At 55.5% G+C, this 16,800-nt stretch carries 16 protein-coding genes and 1 tRNA gene; 14 read left to right on the top strand and 3 right to left on the bottom strand.

Annotated elements, in window-relative coordinates:
• Positions 1–13: 13 nt before the first annotated feature.
• The gene (locus DHN10_RS01380; protein WP_108813462.1) at positions 14–718 is read left to right on the top strand and encodes an ABC transporter permease; all 705 of its coding nucleotides are present in this window, start codon (positions 14–16) and stop codon (positions 716–718) included.
• Positions 718–1,425 carry an ABC transporter ATP-binding protein gene (locus DHN10_RS01385; RefSeq protein ID WP_108813463.1) on the top strand — a complete coding sequence of 236 codons (708 nt, stop codon included), beginning with the start codon at positions 718–720 and terminating at the stop codon, positions 1,423–1,425. Before DHN10_RS01380 ends, DHN10_RS01385 begins: the two co-directional genes overlap by 1 nt.
• 159 nt (positions 1,426–1,584) lie before the next feature.
• On the opposite strand, the gene DHN10_RS01390 is transcribed toward DHN10_RS01385, so the two are convergent.
• Positions 1,585–2,457, bottom strand: a complete 873-nt coding sequence (locus DHN10_RS01390) for a MurR/RpiR family transcriptional regulator (RefSeq protein WP_108813886.1) — start codon at positions 2,455–2,457, stop codon at positions 1,585–1,587.
• Positions 2,458–2,572: 115 nt separating this feature from the next.
• Here DHN10_RS01390 and DHN10_RS01395 point away from each other — a divergent pair, with 115 nt between their 5' ends.
• From DHN10_RS01395 to DHN10_RS01445, 11 genes are all read left to right on the top strand, one after another.
• The gene (locus DHN10_RS01395; protein WP_108813464.1) at positions 2,573–3,328 is read left to right on the top strand and encodes an N-formylglutamate amidohydrolase; all 756 of its coding nucleotides are present in this window, start codon (positions 2,573–2,575) and stop codon (positions 3,326–3,328) included.
• Entirely contained in the window at positions 3,316–3,885 is a 570-nt protein-coding gene (locus tag DHN10_RS01400; RefSeq protein ID WP_108813465.1) for a TRAP transporter small permease subunit, read from the top strand. The genes DHN10_RS01395 and DHN10_RS01400 overlap by 13 nt, the downstream gene beginning before the upstream one ends.
• Entirely contained in the window at positions 3,885–5,210 is a 1,326-nt protein-coding gene (locus DHN10_RS01405; RefSeq protein ID WP_108813466.1) for a TRAP transporter large permease, read from the top strand. Before DHN10_RS01400 ends, DHN10_RS01405 begins: the two co-directional genes overlap by 1 nt.
• Before the next feature lie 48 nt (positions 5,211–5,258).
• The gene (locus DHN10_RS01410) at positions 5,259–6,296 is read left to right on the top strand and encodes a TRAP transporter substrate-binding protein (protein WP_108813467.1); all 1,038 of its coding nucleotides are present in this window, start codon (positions 5,259–5,261) and stop codon (positions 6,294–6,296) included.
• A gap of 72 nt (positions 6,297–6,368) precedes the next feature.
• Positions 6,369–7,733 (top strand): glutamine synthetase family protein, encoded by a 1,365-nt coding sequence (locus DHN10_RS01415; RefSeq protein WP_108813468.1) that lies wholly within the window; start codon positions 6,369–6,371, stop codon positions 7,731–7,733.
• Between the two features lie 2 nt (positions 7,734–7,735).
• Positions 7,736–9,103 (top strand): aldehyde dehydrogenase family protein, encoded by a 1,368-nt coding sequence (locus DHN10_RS01420; RefSeq protein WP_108813469.1) that lies wholly within the window; start codon positions 7,736–7,738, stop codon positions 9,101–9,103.
• Between the two features lie 3 nt (positions 9,104–9,106).
• Positions 9,107–10,252, top strand: coding sequence for an iron-containing alcohol dehydrogenase (locus DHN10_RS01425; protein WP_108813470.1), 1,146 nt, complete (start codon positions 9,107–9,109; stop codon positions 10,250–10,252).
• A gap of 161 nt (positions 10,253–10,413) precedes the next feature.
• Positions 10,414–11,475 carry an extracellular solute-binding protein gene (locus DHN10_RS01430; protein WP_108813471.1) on the top strand — a complete coding sequence of 354 codons (1,062 nt, stop codon included), beginning with the start codon at positions 10,414–10,416 and terminating at the stop codon, positions 11,473–11,475.
• A gap of 63 nt (positions 11,476–11,538) precedes the next feature.
• Positions 11,539–12,633, top strand: coding sequence for an ABC transporter ATP-binding protein (locus DHN10_RS01435; protein WP_108813472.1), 1,095 nt, complete (start codon positions 11,539–11,541; stop codon positions 12,631–12,633).
• Between the two features lie 3 nt (positions 12,634–12,636).
• Entirely contained in the window at positions 12,637–13,503 is an 867-nt protein-coding gene (locus DHN10_RS01440) for an ABC transporter permease (RefSeq protein ID WP_108813473.1), read from the top strand.
• Positions 13,500–14,354, top strand: a complete 855-nt coding sequence (locus DHN10_RS01445; RefSeq protein WP_108813474.1) for an ABC transporter permease — start codon at positions 13,500–13,502, stop codon at positions 14,352–14,354. The genes DHN10_RS01440 and DHN10_RS01445 overlap by 4 nt, the downstream gene beginning before the upstream one ends.
• A 217-nt stretch (positions 14,355–14,571) precedes the next feature.
• Here DHN10_RS01445 and DHN10_RS01450 read toward each other — a convergent pair.
• Positions 14,572–14,658 (bottom strand) — tRNA-Leu (locus tag DHN10_RS01450).
• A gap of 154 nt (positions 14,659–14,812) precedes the next feature.
• Here DHN10_RS01450 and DHN10_RS01455 point away from each other — a divergent pair.
• Positions 14,813–15,796: a complex I NDUFA9 subunit family protein gene (locus tag DHN10_RS01455; RefSeq protein ID WP_108813475.1), complete on the top strand. Its 984-nt coding sequence runs from the start codon at positions 14,813–14,815 to the stop codon at positions 15,794–15,796.
• Here the strand turns inward: DHN10_RS01455 and DHN10_RS01460 are convergent.
• Positions 15,793–16,596, bottom strand: coding sequence for an undecaprenyl-diphosphate phosphatase (locus DHN10_RS01460; RefSeq protein ID WP_108813476.1), 804 nt, complete (start codon positions 16,594–16,596; stop codon positions 15,793–15,795). The two genes, DHN10_RS01455 and DHN10_RS01460, sit on opposite strands and share 4 nt — an antisense overlap.
• Positions 16,597–16,800: the final 204 nt, after the last annotated feature.

Below are 16,800 nucleotides of genomic sequence, written 5' to 3' on the forward strand. Positions count from 1 at the left end.
GGGCACTGACGACATGAACGATATCTGGGCGGGTCTTGGATCAGCGTTTTGGCTGATCGTGACCGGTGATCCTGACCTGATAGAAATCACGCTACGGTCCTTGCAGGTGAGCGTTTCCGCGCTTGTGATTGCCTCGCTCATTGCATTGCCTTTTGGTACGTGGCTTGCCATTCGCCGCTTTCGGTTCCGGCGGGCGACAATCGCGGCACTCAACGCGTTGATGGGCCTGCCCCCGGTTGTCGTCGGGTTGATTGTTTATCTTTTGCTGTCGCGCTCTGGTCCCTTTGGGGTGCTGGGGCTGCTTTTCACGCCAACGGCGATGATCATCGCGCAGGTCATCATTATCACGCCGCTGATTGCCTCGATCACGCATCAGGCGATGCGCGAGCTTTGGGCGGAGTATCACGACCTTCTGATTTCGCTGAATACCAGCAACTGGCAGCGCGTGCGCACGTTGATCTACGATGGCCGCCGGGCGCTGTTGACGGCGTCATTGGCAGGCTTCGGACGCGCGATTGGTGAGGTGGGCGCGATCATGATTGTCGGCGGCAACATTGATCACGCCACCCGCGTGCTAACAACCGCAATCGCGCTGGAAACTGGCAAAGGCGACTTTGCCTTGGCACTTGGTCTTGGCTTTGTCCTGATCGCGCTCGCGCTGATCGTGAACTTTGCGATCCATGTCCTGTCCCGGACCGAGCGAGAGGGCAGGTGGTAATGACCCTCACTGCAAAACTCAAAGATGTTTGCGTCAAGCGGCAGCACAAGACGATTTTGGGGCCGATCAGCTATGACCTGAACCCTGCGGGCATTACCATTGTACTGGGCCCTAATGGCGCCGGTAAGACCACCTTTCTAAAGGTGTTGCACGGTGTTGAGCGGTTGTCGTCCGGACATATGACATGGTCCGTTTCCGATGATGAAGCGCGCGCCTCTCAGGCCTATGTCTTTCAAAGCCCAATCATGTTGCGCCGGACAGTGCGCCAAAACCTTGCCTTTCCATTGCAACTGGTCGGAATGCCCAAAGCCCAAATCGCAGAGCGGGTCGAAAGCTGGGCACAAAAAATTGGCCTTGCGCAGGCATTGGAGGTTTCCGCGCCACGTCTCTCTGGCGGAGAAAAGCAAAAACTGGCGCTGGCGCGCGCGCTGATTCGAGAACCGAAGGTCGTGTTCTTGGATGAACCTTGTGCAAATCTCGACGGGCGCTCTACCCGCGAGATCGAGGCGTTGCTGATCAAAGCCAACGAGGCTGGAACAAGTATAATCATGACGACGCATCACATTGGGCAGGCGAAACGACTGGCTGAAAACGTCATCTTTCTTCTGGACGGCAAGATACACGACAGTGATGCAGCAGCATCATTTTTCACCACGTCACGCACGGCCGAGGCAGGCGCATTCCTTGCAGGAGACATCGTTGAATGATCCGGCCCTAACCCCAACCTGTATGGCGTCCTAAACTGATTGAGAATTCGGCACATCTGGTTGGTTTGATTGTGCGGCGTTCTGGCGGTTCCCCATGGCTGATTGATCAGGTGCCAGCGAAATTACGTCTGGGGTTTTGCCAAAGAAGACAAGCCCACACTATGTGAACTTCCGGAACAGTTTGGTTTGGTCAAACATATCTTCTAGCTCTTCGATGCGGGCCTTGGTTTGTGTCCAGTTCAACGTTTGCGCGGCTGAAATCATCGTTTCCAATAGCAGCATCGTCGTTGTCGCACTGTCCCAAGCTGATGGCACAACGATCCGATTGCTTAGGCAAACTGTTGCCAATTGATGCACCGGCGAACGCCACTGGTCGGTCATCAAAATGATCTGGGCCCCACGTTCATGGGCGAGTTCGGCCAGCTTTAGCGTGTTATTCTCGTATCGCCGCACGTCGAAGACGACGAAAACGTCCCCTTCCTTCGCATTCAGCAGGTAGTGGGGCCATGTGTTTGAGGTGGATTGCACATGCGTTACATCGGGCCGGATGACTTGCATATGCAGGAACAGGTATTCCGCCAAGGTATGTGTAATCCGACCTCCGACGATAAATAGATGTCGATCCACGTCCGCCATCAAATTGCAGGCATGGTCAAAGGCTGAAGGGTCAATCTGGCCCAACGTAAGGCGGATGTTTTCTATCACCGCCTCAGTAAAGCGATTGAGGATATGACCCGAGGGTGCTGCTTCTGCCCATGTGTCATGTTTGGCAATGGGCGTTTTTACTTTAGCTTTCAGTTCCTCGCGCAATGCTGCCTGAAATTCTGGGTACCCTTTGTAGCCAAGTTTTTGAACCATGCGGGCGACGGTCGGCACGGACACGCCCGCATCTTTTGCAAGGGCGGTCAGCGGACCAAGGCCTGAGGCTGGGTAGGTTTCCAGTACAGACAACGCCAGCTGCCGCTCTGCCCGTGTCAGGTCGTCCAACATCTTGTGGATGTGATCTGATATCGTTTGTGCGGCTTCTGCCATCGTCGTCTCCAGTTTATTCACAAAAATAACAGCGCAACTTGATGTGTTAAAAATATTTCATAATTGTGTTGACATGATCATCGCATTGCAAGCACTTTAATCCCTAGAGGTGGCTATGGTCGTACGTCAATCAGATGAAAGTGTTGTTGAGGTTTCGCGTGGCGAGGCCCGTTCAGCGATTGTCTTGGTTTGTGAACATGCCAGTCCCCATATTCCTGCAGCGTTGCTCGATTTGGGGATCAAACCCGCCGCAAGGCGAAGCCATGTAGCGTGGGATCCTGGTGCGATGGCCGTGGCCCAACAGCTGTCGCAACACCTAGACGCGGTGCTTGTCGCATCAACCGTGTCCCGCCTTGTCTATGATTGTAATCGCCCGCCAGAGGCTCCCGACGCGATACCGACGCGCAACGAAGCCTATGAAGTGCCGGGCAACGTAGGCCTGACTGATGAAGAGAAACACGCTCGGGTCGTGCGCTATTACATCCCATTTCGCGAAAGACTTGCATCAGAGATTGCCCGCCGCACCGATCCTGTCATCGTCACGATTCACAGCTTCACACCGATTTACAACGGCGAAAAGCGCGATGTCGAGATCGGCGTTTTGCATGATCGTGATAGTGTGTTGGCCGACGCGGTAATGCGGGTCGCCGACAGTCGCGATGTACGCCGCAATGCCCCATACGGCCCCGAAGACGGGGTGACACACACCTTGAAAGAACATGCGATCAGGTATGGTCATCTCAACGTGATGATCGAAGTGCGGAACGATTTGATCGCAGATGACGCCGGACAAACGGCCATGGCCAAGACGCTAGCAGGTTGGATCACGCAAGCGCTGGAAACCTTGGGGGTCGATACATGCAAGGCCTGATGCGCGGATATATTCGCGGTGTCGATGCCGTGAACTATCGGCTGGGCCGGGTGGCGATGTACGGGATCTTTGTGCTGATGGGAATCCTCCTGTGGTCCTCGGTCAGCAAAACGTTCTTTCTGCCAACGCTCTGGACGCTGGAAATGGCGCAGTTCGTGATGGTTGGATACTATATCCTGGGTGGGCCATATTCCCTGCAGCTAGGCTCGAATGTGCGCATGGACTTGCTGTACGGCGACTGGTCTGTGCGGCGAAAAGCCTGGTTTGACGCGATCACAGTGCTGTTCCTGATCTTCTATCTTTGTGTGCTGATTTATGGGGCCGTCAGCTCAACTGCATATTCCCTAGGATACTGGAAAAGCGCGCCATTCTCGTTTCTTGCAGGCCTCGTCACTGGCGCTGAGGAGATCGGCACGCTGGAAAGATCGTCGTCCTCGTGGCGTCCGTATCTTTGGCCAATCAAAGTGGTGATGATTGTCGGTTTCTTCTTGATGCTGCTGCAATGCATTTCGGAGTTCTTCAAGGATATCCTGCGTCTCAAGGGTGCTGAAATCTGATGCCTTATGAGATGATCGCGACCCTCATGTTCTCGACCATGATGCTGATGCTGCTCACTGGGCAGCGGGTGTTTGGCGCAATAGGGTTTGTGGCGGTTGTCGCGGCCTTGCTGCTATGGGGCGACAAGGGCGGGTATGACATCGGCTTTGCCGCCGCGATGAAGCTGATGAAATGGTATCCGCTTCTAACGCTGCCCATGTTCATTTTCATGGGTTACGTCTTGAGTGAATCCAAGATTGCCGATGACCTTTACAAGATGTTTCACGTCTGGATGGGCGGTTTGCGGGGCGGGCTTGCCATCGGGACGATTGGATTGATGGTGCTGATCTCGGCAATGAACGGTCTAAGCGTCGCGGGCATGGCGATTGGTGCCACAATTGCGCTGCCCGAGTTGCTGAAACGCGGTTACGATAAGCGCATGGTAACAGGGGTCATTCAGGCGGGATCATCGCTTGGCATTCTGGTGCCGCCATCCGTCGTGCTTGTGCTTTACGCGATGATCGCGCGGCAACCGGTCGGTCAGCTATGGCTGGCCGGAGTTGTGCCGGGGCTGATGATGGCGGCAATGTTCATCCTTTACATCGTCATCCGCTGTTGGAAAAATCCCGATCTTGGACCCGCTTTGGATGCGGAAGAGCGCGACCTGCCAATGGCTGAAAAGCTGCGGTTGCTTCGCGCCGGACTGCTGCCACTGATCATCTTTGCGGTAATGATGGTGCCTTTTGTCAACGGGTGGACATCGCTGGTCGAAAGCTCTGCCATCGGCGCGATGACAGCCTTCATGGCGGCGGTGTTTAAGGGCCGCATGACCCGTGAAGTGTTCGAGAATTCGGTCCGCAATACGCTGGGCATCACCTGCATGTTCATGTGGATCATCCTTGCAGCACTGGCCTTTGGGGCGGTGTTCGATGGGCTGGGCGCTGTAAAGGCCATCGAAAGCCTGTTCACCGAACGCCTTGGCTTGAACCCGTGGGTGATCCTGATCTTGATGCAGCTTTCGTTTATCTTGATGGGGACCTTTTTGGATGACACGGCAATGCTGGTCATCGTGGCTCCGCTGTACGTGCCGCTGGTTGGGGCGCTTGGGTTCGATTTGATCTGGTATGGGATCCTCTACACCATCACCTGCCAGATTGCGTATATGACGCCGCCATTCGGCTACAACCTGTTCCTGATGCGGGCGATGGCCCCGCCTGAGATCAGCATCCAAGACATCTATCGTTCCATCGGGCCATTTGTTCTGGTGATGATTGGGGCGCTCATCCTCGTGATGGTGTTCCCGCAACTGGCACTTTGGCTACCGACCTATGTTTACGGAAATTAAAAACTGAGAACTCCGCCAACGGAGCTGAAATCAAACTAGGAGAGTATCATGACCACAAGACGTAACTTCATTCGGAATGCCGGCCTTGCCGGGGCCGCGACCTTGGCGGCACCTTCGGTTGCACGTGCGCAAGAAGCGATCAAATGGCGCTTTCAGACCTACGCGGGTTCTGCCCTGGGTGAGCATGTGACCAAGCCAGTCATCGACTACATTAACACCGCCGCCAACGGTGAGCTAGAAGTGGAGCTGTTCTATGCCGATCAGATCGTCCCCACGGGCGAGCTGTTTCAGGCCCTGCAGCGGGGTACGATTGATGGCGTGCACTCTGACGACGATTCCATGGCTTCACCTACACCTTTGCAGCAGTTTGGTGGGTACTTCCCGTTTGCGACCAAGCACATCCTTGATGTGCCTGTGCTGTTCAACCAGTACGGCCTGAAGGAAATCTGGGAAGAAGAATATGCCAAAGTTGGTGTCAAATGGTTGTCGGCTGCGGGACAGGACCCCTGCAACTTCAACACAACCAAAGAGATCACCAGCGTGGCTGACCTTGATGGTTTGCGGCTATATACCTTCCCCACCGCAGGCCGGTTCCTGACGCAATTTGGCGTTGTTCCGGTGAACATCCCATACGAGGATGCCGAAGTTGCCGTGCAAACAGGCGAATTGGACGGCATGGCATGGTCCGGCATCACCGAGGACTACACCGTCGGATGGGCTGACGTGACCGACTATTTCCTGACCAACAACATCTCGGGTGCTTGGATCGGGTCATGGTTCGTGAACGAAGAACGTTGGGCCGATCTACCAGAGCACCTTAAGGCTATCGTGATGGCCGCGACGGAAGCAGGACATACCTATCGCAACCAGTGGTACTGGGGCGGTGAAGCGGCACTGCGCGCCAATGGCGATAAGTTGCAGCTGCGGTCGGTTCCGGCGAACGAATGGGCCGAGGTTGAAAACGCTGCCAAAGAGTTCTGGGAAGAAGTGGCGCAGGAAGGCGAAGTGCATCAGAAGATCGTCAACATCTTCAAAGAGTACAATGCCGTCATCAATCAGGCCGGTGCCCCCTACAATTTCGAGTAGGGCAACGCAGAAAATATCAAACCATCCCGCATTGCATGCGGGGTGGTTTCAACGCGGATAAGGAAACTGATAATGGCTGGCAATCTCACGTTTGAGGCACTCAAAACGGCTGTCAAGGACGGTTCCATCGACACAGTCCTGACCTGTTTTCCAGACATGCAGGGCCGCTTGATGGGTAAACGCTTTCATGGCGTTAACTTTGTTGAGACGTCATTCAAGGAAACGCATTGCTGCAACTACCTGCTGGCCACCGATTTGGAGATGGCCACACCTGACGGTTATGCCGCGAGCAGCTGGGAACAGGGCTATGGTGACTACATCATGGCACCCGATTTGACGACGATCCGCATTTTGCCGTGGCTTGAGGGCACGGCGATGGTCTTGTGTGACATCCTTGATCACCACACGCACGCACCGGTGCCCCATGCCCCGCGGCAGATGCTGAAAAGGCAGATTGCCCGCCTGAAAGAACTGGGCTTTGACGCGATGATGGCGACCGAGTTGGAGTTCTTTTTGTTCGAAAAGTCCTTTGACGATATCCGCAAAGGTGGCTTCCGCGATCTGACCCCGATCAGTGGGTATAACGAAGATTACAACATCCTGCAGACCACCAAGGAAGAAGGCGTGATGCGCCCGATCCGCAATCACCTGTTCGGCGCTGGTCTGCCAATTGAGAATACCAAAGGCGAGGCCGAGACCGGTCAGGAAGAGCTGAATATCCGCTATGCCGACGCCCTTGATTGCGCCGATCACCATACGATTGCGAAAAACGGGATTAAGGAAATCGCTTGGCAGCAGGGCTATGCAGCAACGTTTCTGCCAAAGTGGGACCATACAAAGGTAGGTAGCTCATCTCATGTGCATCAGTCGCTGTGGGTTGACGGCACGCCTGCATTTTTTGACGCCAATGCTGACCTCGGCATGTCTGATGTGATGCGGTATTATATGGCTGGGTTGATCGCCTATGCCCCGGATTACACGTTCTTTCTGGCCCCCTACATCAACAGCTACAAGCGTTTCGCCAAAGGCACATTTGCCCCGACAAAGACGGTCTGGTCCGTGGACAACCGCACGGCTGGCTTCCGGTTGTGTGGCGATGGCACCAAAGGCATCCGTGCTGAATGCAGGATTGGTGGATCTGATCTGAATCCCTATCTGGCTCAGGCCGCGATGTTGGCAGCCGGAATAAAAGGGATCGAGGATAAGATGGAATTGGCCCCGCCGACTAGGGGCGATGTTTATGAGGACGCCAAGGCGCAGGACATTCCGCAAACGCTGCGCGCAGCAACCGAGACATTGCGCAACTCTGCAATGTTGCGCGCGGCGATGGGTGACGATGTGATTGATCACTACACCCGCAGCGCGGAATGGGAACAAGAAGAATTCGACCGTGTCGTGACCGATTGGGAAATCGCGCGCGGTTTTGAAAGGGCTTAAGAATGATCAAATGTGTGTCCCCAATTGGCGGGTCCGTTTATGTAGAACGTCCCACGTTATCTGCCATAGATGCCAAAGCGGCCGTAGCGCGTGCAAAAGCCGCTCAAAAAGAGTGGGCTGCGCGACCGTTGGAGGACCGGATTGCCCTCGTGCAGACCGGTGTCGCGAATGTTGGTGCCATGAACGATGAAATCGTCCCTGAACTGGCGCATCAAATGGGTCGGCCCATTCGGTATGGCGGTGAATTTGGTGGGTTCAACGAGCGGGCCAGTTACATGGCCGACATCGCCAAGGATGCTTTGGCCGATATTGTTATCGAGGATAGTGATACTTTCCGCCGTGCAATCAAACGCGTCCCACATGGCGTCGTGCTGGTCGTGGCCCCGTGGAATTACCCCTTTATGACAGCCATCAACACAGTCGCCCCAGCCCTGATTGCAGGCAACACAGTCATCCTGAAACACGCAAGCCAAACACCTTTGGCCGGCGAGCGGATGGCGCAGGCATTTCATGCCGCAGGCGTGCCGGAAGACGTGTTTCAGAATGTGTTTCTGGATCACCAGACAACGTCAGATCTGATTGCCGCAAAGTCCTTTGGCTTTGTGAACTTCACGGGCTCTGTCGGTGGGGGGCAAGCGATAGAGCGGGCCGCGGCGGGCACATTTACCGGCGTCGGGCTAGAGCTGGGCGGCAAAGACCCCGGCTATGTTTGCGATGACGCCGATCTAGACGCCGCCGCTGAGACGTTGATTGATGGCGCGATGTTCAATGCTGGCCAGTGTTGTTGCGGGATTGAGCGGATTTATGTCGCCGAGCAGCATTTTGACGCCTTTGTCGAAAAGGCGGTGGCGATCGTCAGTGGCTACAAGCTGGGCAATCCGCTGGACCCAGAGACGACGCTGGGACCGATGGCGCACAAGCGTTTTGCAGATGAGGTACGCCGGCAAACAGCAGAAGCGATTGCCGACGGGGCCAAGGCCCATATCGCGACTTTCGCGCAGGATGATGGCGGCGCCTACCTAACCCCTCAGATACTCACCAATGTGACCCATGATATGCGGGTGATGCGTGATGAAAGTTTTGGTCCGGTTGTGGGGATTATGCCTGTAAAGGATGACGCAGAGGCGATCCGACTGATGAACGACAGCCATTTTGGGCTGACCGCATCGGTCTGGACGGGCGATGTGGCCCGCGCTGAAGCAATCGCGGATCAGATCGAAACCGGCACCGTCTTTATGAACCGTGCGGATTATCTTGACCCGGCCCTATGCTGGACCGGCTGCAAAGACACTGGGCGGGGCGGGGGTCTTTCGTTGATCGGGTATCACAATCTCACCCGTCCAAAATCTTACCACTTAAAGAAAGCCTAAGATATGTCGCTGATCGCAAATTGGTCCTACCCAACCACTATCCGTTTCGGCGCTGGCCGCATTTCCGAGATTGCAGATGCTTGCCGCTCTGCTGGCATCAGAAAGCCACTGCTGATCACGGATCGTGGTTTGGCGAATATGGATATCACGACGAAGACGCTGGACCTGTTGGAGGCGGCGGGCCTTGGACGTGCAATCTTTGCGGATGTGGACCCGAACCCGAACGAGAAAAACGCGACGGCCGGCGTTCAGGCCTACAAGGATGGTGATCACGACGGGGTTGTTGCTTTCGGCGGCGGGTCTGGTCTTGATTTGGGGAAATTGGTGGCCTTCCTCGCGGGGCAGACACGCCCTTTGTGGGATTTTGAAGACATTGGCGATTGGTGGACCCGCGCGGATGCCGATGCCATCGCGCCGATTGTCGCTGTGCCGACGACTGCTGGAACAGGATCCGAGGTTGGCCGTGCGTCCGTCATCACCAATTCTGAGACAGAAGAGAAAAAGATCATCTTCCACCCGAAGTTTCTGCCGACGATCGTGATTTGTGACCCCGAACTGACGGTTGGCATGCCAAAGTCGATCACGGCTGGCACTGGCCTTGATGCGTTCGCCCATTGCGTCGAGGCGTTCTGTTCACCCCACTACCACCCGATGTCGCAAGGCATGGCACTCGAAGGGATGCGGTTGGTGACGGAGTTTCTGCCGCGAGCCTTCGCAGACGGGACTGATCTGGAAGCGCGCGCTCAGATGATGTCAGCGGCAGCGATGGGCGCGACGGCATTTCAAAAGGGGTTGGGTGCGATCCATGCGCTCTCGCATCCGATTGGCGCGATTTATCACACCCATCATGGGACAACGAACGCGGTCTGTATGCCTGCGGTCTTGCAGTTCAACAAACCCGCAATTGAAGGCATTATTACGCAAGCGTCCGACTATCTTGGGATAGCAGGCGGATTCGATGGATTTTGCGCCCATGTAGACGATCTGAACGCGTCACTGGGTATTCCAAAGACGCTCACAGCGCTCGGCGTCACTGATCCGGATATCGACCGCATCGTTGCAGGCGCGCTGAGCGACCCCAGTACGGGCGGGAATCCTGTGGTGATGACCAAGGAAAACACCCGGGAACTGTTGCTGGCATGCTTGTGAGGTTACGAAAAATTATCGCGATGCAAGCACCGCACTGTCCAGCTAGTCGCGCGGCGCGTTTAGCTGATCAAACATAGACACATGACAGAGGTCTGACTTAATATCGTTACAAAAACCTAATCTATAACAGCAAACTGAACATCCATAGGGGGAAGAGTTCCATGAAGTTTTCACTGGTATCAACCGTTACTGTTGCGGCGGCATTGACAGCACAAATAGCGCAAGCAGATACGCTGCGGTTGCTGACTTGGGGTGGCTACGCGCCTCAAGAGGTCATCGATATGTTCGAGGCCGAGACCGGTCATACGGTCGAAGTCACGACATCTAACAATGAGGAAATGATCGCCAAGCTACGCGCCACCAACGGCAGCGGCTTTGATCTGGCCCAACCAAGCCAGGACCGGATTGCCAGCGCACAAGAAGAGTTTGGGATCTACAAGCCGATTGATATGTCGAAAGTGACCGCCGAACTGTTCATCCCGTCGATGCTTTCTGCAACGGCTGGCAACACGACTTATGAAGGTGAGGTGTACGGCCTTCCACATGTTTGGGGCACCAGCGGTCTTGTTGTGAACACAGCGTTGGCGGGCAACGTGACCGACTACACTGATTTGTGCGATGCATCCGTCGCCGGTCAAGTGTCCTATCGCCTGAAGCGCCCGACGCTGATCGGATTTGCTTATTCGATGGGCCTGGACCCGTTTGCCGCCTATGGCGATCCCGACGCCTATCAAAGCATTCTCAATGAGGTCGAAGCCGAGCTGACCGAATGCAAACCGAACGTCAGAACCTACTGGGATGGCGGCGATGAGATCAAGAACCTGCTGCGTTCCGGCGAGGTTGTAGCATCTATGGCATGGGATACGGGTGGCTGGCAGTTGAACGCTGACAATCCCGATATCACCTTCGTCGCACCAGAGGCTGGCGCCTTGGGGTGGATTGACACCTTTGTACTGCCTGCACGTGGTCGCGCGGATGACGCTGCTTATGACTGGATCAACTTTGTGATGCAGCCTGAAATCGCGGCAATGATCACCAATACCGCCGGCAACTTCACAGCGGCTGTGGATGGTGATGCAGGTGTTAGCGCAGACCTTAAAGCCCGCTATCAAGGCAGCTTTGATCAGGCTGCGATCGACAACATCAAGTGGTATCCGCCCGTGCCTGCTGGTTTGGAGGCACTGGAAGGCGCGACGCTCGACCGGATCAACGCGGCGAACTAAGCCCATTTGAAACCAACATAAAGGGCACCTCGTGGTGCCCTTTTTAACCTGCGAGGGTGCAATTTGTCCGTCCCCCATCCCGACCTTGTGTGCAGTGACCTGACGAAAGATTTCGACGCGTTTCGCGCCGTCGATCACGTCAGCTTTGAGGTTCCGCAAGGATCATTCTTTTCCATCCTCGGCCCGTCTGGCTGTGGCAAGACGACCTTATTGCGCATGATTGCAGGGTTCCAATCACCCACAAGCGGTGACCTGCGGATCAAGGGCAAGTCAATGATTGGCGTGCCGCCAAACAAGCGGCCTGTGTCGATGGTGTTTCAGCATCTGGCCCTGTTTCCGACGATGAATATCGGCGACAATGTTGGCTTTGGTTTACGCCAACGTGGTGTCGCCAAGTCTGAGATCAAGACGCGTGTAGCAGAAGTTCTTGAGCGGGTCGGCCTGCCAGGTGTGTCAGCACGGCGGATCGATCAGATATCTGGTGGGCAAAAGCAGCGCGTCGCCATTGCCCGCTGCATGGTGCTGGAGCCGGATGTGCTGTTGCTCGACGAACCTCTGGGCGCGCTCGACCTGAAGCTGCGAGAGCATATGAAAGTGGAGCTGAAATCGTTGCAGGCCGCTTTCAACACGACTTTTGTCTACATCACCCACGACCAGTCAGAGGCTTTGATGATGAGCGACAACATCGCGGTGATGAACAACGGCCAGTTCGAGCAGATTGGCACCCCGCACGATGTCTATCACGCGCCGAGCTCTGCTTTTGTTGCGGGCTTCGTTGGTGACGCAAATAAGATCAATGCTAAGGTTTCAGCGGTGAACGGTGCTGTGCTGACACTGATATCTGATCGCGGATCAGAGATGAAAATCGACGCGCCGGCCAATGGGTTGAGCGTTGGGCAAAGTGCGCAGGTGTTCCTGCGGCCTGAAGCCATAGAACTGGGCGGCGCAGACGACGGCGTGAATGTGTCGCGTGGCGAGGTCGATTCCGTCCTGTTTAACGGCGCCAACAGCAGTGTGACGGTGAAAGACCAAACCGGTGACTTTTTGAAAGTCGCCTTGCCCCAAACCGGTCGTTTCGCGAACTTACGTAAAGGCGATAGTGTGTTCACCCGATGGGACCCAAAGCAGGCCCGCTGCTATCCTGCGCCGGGGGCTTGAGCGATGGCTTCTGACACCTCTCGCCTTGGGTTCTACCTGTTGCTCGCCCCGATCCTACTTTGGCTCGTGATCCTTATTATCCTGCCGCATATCGGACTTTTCATCGTCTCTATCAGTGAAAAGATCGGGCCGCGGGAATACGAGACCGGGTTTGACAATTATGCAGCCTTCTTTGGTGAACCGCTGTACTGGCGCACCTTTGCACGCACCGCGATCATGTCGATCCTCGCGACGGTCTTGACCCTGATCCTTGGGTTTCCGATTGCCTACTACATTGCCAAACTGACGCGGGGTCGGACGAAGACCACGCTTTTCCTGATGTGCATGATCCCATTTTGGGTGTCTGAACTTGTGCGTACATTCGGCTGGATGATCCTGCTGCGCGAAACCGGGGTGATTTCTAACGCCCTTCAGTACCTTGGCCTAGTCGATGGCCCGGTTGAGATGCTGTATAATGATGCCGCGATCATGATGGGCCTTGTTTACACCTCGATCCTGTTCATGGTCGTACCATTGGTGACCACGCTGGACAGTCTTGACGATAGTCTGATCGAAGCGGGCTATGACTTGGGCGGGACCAGCACGTCGATTATGCGTGAGATCGTGATCCCCCACGCAATGCCTGGTATCGTGTCGGGATGTATCGTGGTCTTTATGCTGTCACTTGGGAACTATCTGACGCCGATACTGTTGGGCGGGAAAGACAGCCTGTGGTTCACGGGCATGATCTACACCCAATTCATAACCCGCTTTAACTGGGAGTTGGGATCTGCGTTTGGGTTCTTGCTGCTGGCGCTATCGTCCCTTGTGGTTTTTGCAGGGCTAAAGCTGTCGCGCCAATCGCTGATTGAAACGATGGGGCGCACATGATCCCCACTGTACCCCAACCCAGCTTTGCCAAATGGTGTTACCGCGCCTATGTCACGGCGTTCTTCGTTTACTTGGCCCTACCACTGACTGTTGTTTGTGTCTTCGCCTTTAACAACAGTGTCTTCCCGTCACTGCCGTGGGAAGGTTTCACACTCGCATGGTTCTTCGGCACCGAAGCGCCCTTTATCGGGGTGTTCCACGAACGCGCGATCATTCGGTCCATCGGCACTTCAGCTTTTGTAGCGACGTGGGTGTCCGGCCTCGCCGTGGCAGTCGGTACCTGCAACGCATTTTTGTTTGTGCGGCATGAATTCCGCGGCAAGGGGCTGCTGTATATGCTCATGCTACTGCCGCTGATCATTCCGGGGGTAATCCTTGGGATTTCGATATTGGTGTTCTCCAGTTCGGTTGCCAACACGTTGGAAGACGCGACAGGTCTGTGGTTTGATGGCCTGCGCCCCGGTCTGATCCTCGTTATCCTCGGTCAGTTTTCGTTTATCACAACCTTCGCTACGCTGGTCATCTCGGCCAGACTGCAAAAGTTTGACCCGAGCCTAGAGGAAGCTGCCCTGAACCTTGGCGCCAGCAAATGGGGCGCCATCCGGCAGATCACGCTGCCGTTTCTAACTCCTGCCATCGTGGCCTCGGCGGTTGTGTCGGTGCTGATGAGTTTCGAGAATTTTAACACCACACTGATGCTGGTGGGATCTGACTCGCCGTTGACCATCACAATGTTCGACAAGCTCAAGCAAGGATCGACACCCGTTCTGAACGCGGTGTCGTTGCTATTGATCATGGTGTCGGCAGTACTTGGGATGATGTCACTATTGTTCCAAGGCAGGAAGCGTTAGCACATACGGCGCATTTCGATTGAGCTGTCAGGACAAAAGCGCGAACAACTCCGCTAGGTGAACCAGCTTCTACACGTCAAACTGCCTGCCAGCGTCTGCCACCTGATCTATTCGCACCAGCCTATCTTCCTCCCCGCGAGAAAAGGCGGACAGGTCAATTGGGGCGAATGCAGCTCTGACCGCGCAACAAACGATAATAAACAAATATTGTGGAATTTGGTGCCCAGGAGAGGACTCGAACCTCCACGTCCATACAGACACCAGCACCTGAAGCTGGCGCGTCTACCAATTCCGCCACCTGGGCAGGTCACGTGAGGGGCGATTTACGCGCGGTTGTTGGTCCTGTCAACGCGATTCGAGGTGAAAAGCGCTTTGCTTGATTGAATCATCAGGATTGCGCCTTGTCTGACCATTGGGGGGCGGATAAACCCGTCATGGAAATCTAAGAGGTCACCCCAATGTCCAACCTTGTCACGATCTTTGGCGGTTCCGGTTTTGTCGGTCGCTATATTGCCCTCCGCATGGCCAAAGAAGGCTGGCGTGTTCGTGTTGCTGTGCGCAACGTGAACGAGGCGATGTTCGTGCGTCCCTACGGTGTTGTGGGGCAGGTTGAACCTGTGTTCTGTAATATCCGTGATGACGCTAGCGTTGCTGCTGTGACAGACGGTGCGGATGTTATCGTCAACTGCGTTGGCGTTCTGGATGAAGTTGGCAAGAATACCTTTTCTGCCGTGCAGGCAGAGGGTGCCGAACGTATCGCCCGTGTTGCTGCTGCGCATGATGTGGCGCGGATGGTGCATATCTCGGCCATTGGTGCGGATGCGGATGCCCAAAGTGAATACGCCCGGACCAAGGCTGCCGGTGAGGCGGGCGTTCTGGCCCATATGCCGGATGCCGTCATTCTGCGCCCTTCAATAATTTTTGGCCCTGAAGATGAATTCTTTAACCGCTTCGCCGGGATGAGTCGGTTTGGCCCTGTTCTGCCAGTCATTGGTGCTGGGACGAAGTTTCAACCTGTTTATGTCGACGATGTTGCAGCGGCTGCGACGCAGGCCGTGTTGGGTGAAGCCGCCTCCGGCATCTATGAGCTTGGTGGTCCGGAGGCGCATAGCTTCCGCGAGTTGATGCAGTTGATGCTGGGTGTCGTTCATCGCCGCCGCTTGATCATCAACATACCGTTCTGGGCAGCCCGTGCGATGGCGTCGGTCTTTGCGATTGGCCGTGCCTTGACGCTTGGTCTGGTGAAGGGTCCTGTGACCAAGGATCAGGTGATCAATCTTGCCATCGACAATGTCGTGTCAGAGGACGCGCAGGGCTTTGACGCTTTGGGGATTGTCCCCACGGCGATGGAGGCTGTGTTGTCGGACTATCTGTGGCGTTTCCGCCCCTCTGGTCAGTACGACGCGATCAAGGATTCTGCCAAGAACCTGCGCAATACCTAGGTATACGCGATCCAGAGCAGGATGACCCCGAGCCCAATCCGGTAGATCACGTAGGGTGTGAAGCTCACTGATTTTAGCAAGCGCATCATCAGCGTTAGTGCGCACAGTGCAGCCACAAAGGACATGGCCACGACGATCCCGATATCGCGCAGCACGCTGGCGTCTGCGGTGCCGATCACATCAAGACTTAGTAATGCGCCAGAGGCGATGATCGTCGGGATCGACATCAGCATTGCAAGGCGAGCAGCGTCTGTGCGCGTGTAGCCCAACATGCGCCCGGCGGTGATTGTGATACCCGACCGCGACGTGCCGGGGATCAACGCCACAGCCTGCCAGAGCCCCATTTTGAACGCATCTTTTAGCGACCAGCGTTCGGTTGTTTTTTCTGTTGCTCCGGTCTGGTCGGCCCAATAAAGCAAGACCCCAAATATGATCATCGCCCAGCCGATGACGGTGATCCCGCGCATTGCCTCTGACAGCCCCGTCAGTTTCAGGATCAGCCCCACGATGATCACCGGGATGGTGGCGATCAGTAGGCAGAGCGCGAGGAATGCGCCCTTGGTGTCGATCTTGCCACGCAGCAGGCGCAATGTCCCCACCAATGCCAGCCGCACGTCAGACGAGAAATACAGGACCACTGCCGCGAGGGTGCCCAGATGGGCAGCGACGTCAATGATTTGGCCTTGATCGGCCAACCCGGTCAGCGACGGCAAAAGGATCAGATGCCCGGATGAGGACACCGGCAGGAACTCTGTCAGGCCCTGGATCAGAGCAATAAGAAGGAGGTTGAAGGTGGTCATGCGTCCAGACTTTGATTCGGATACCACAACCTAACCCACGAGAATCTTGGGGGAAGGGCGCATATAGGTATACTTCGGACCTAATCTTAGGAGATTTCTGCCGTGTTTGGTTGTCAGTGTGAGAATTTTCCCTCATATAGGTCAATAATACTGCCTTTTCATTCCAAAAGAGTCGTTCTAAAAGGCGGCTCGCCTCGCGAAACG

The organism is Loktanella sp. Alg231-35 (assembly GCF_900143545.1).
Classification (GTDB): Bacteria; Pseudomonadota; Alphaproteobacteria; order Rhodobacterales; family Rhodobacteraceae; genus Yoonia.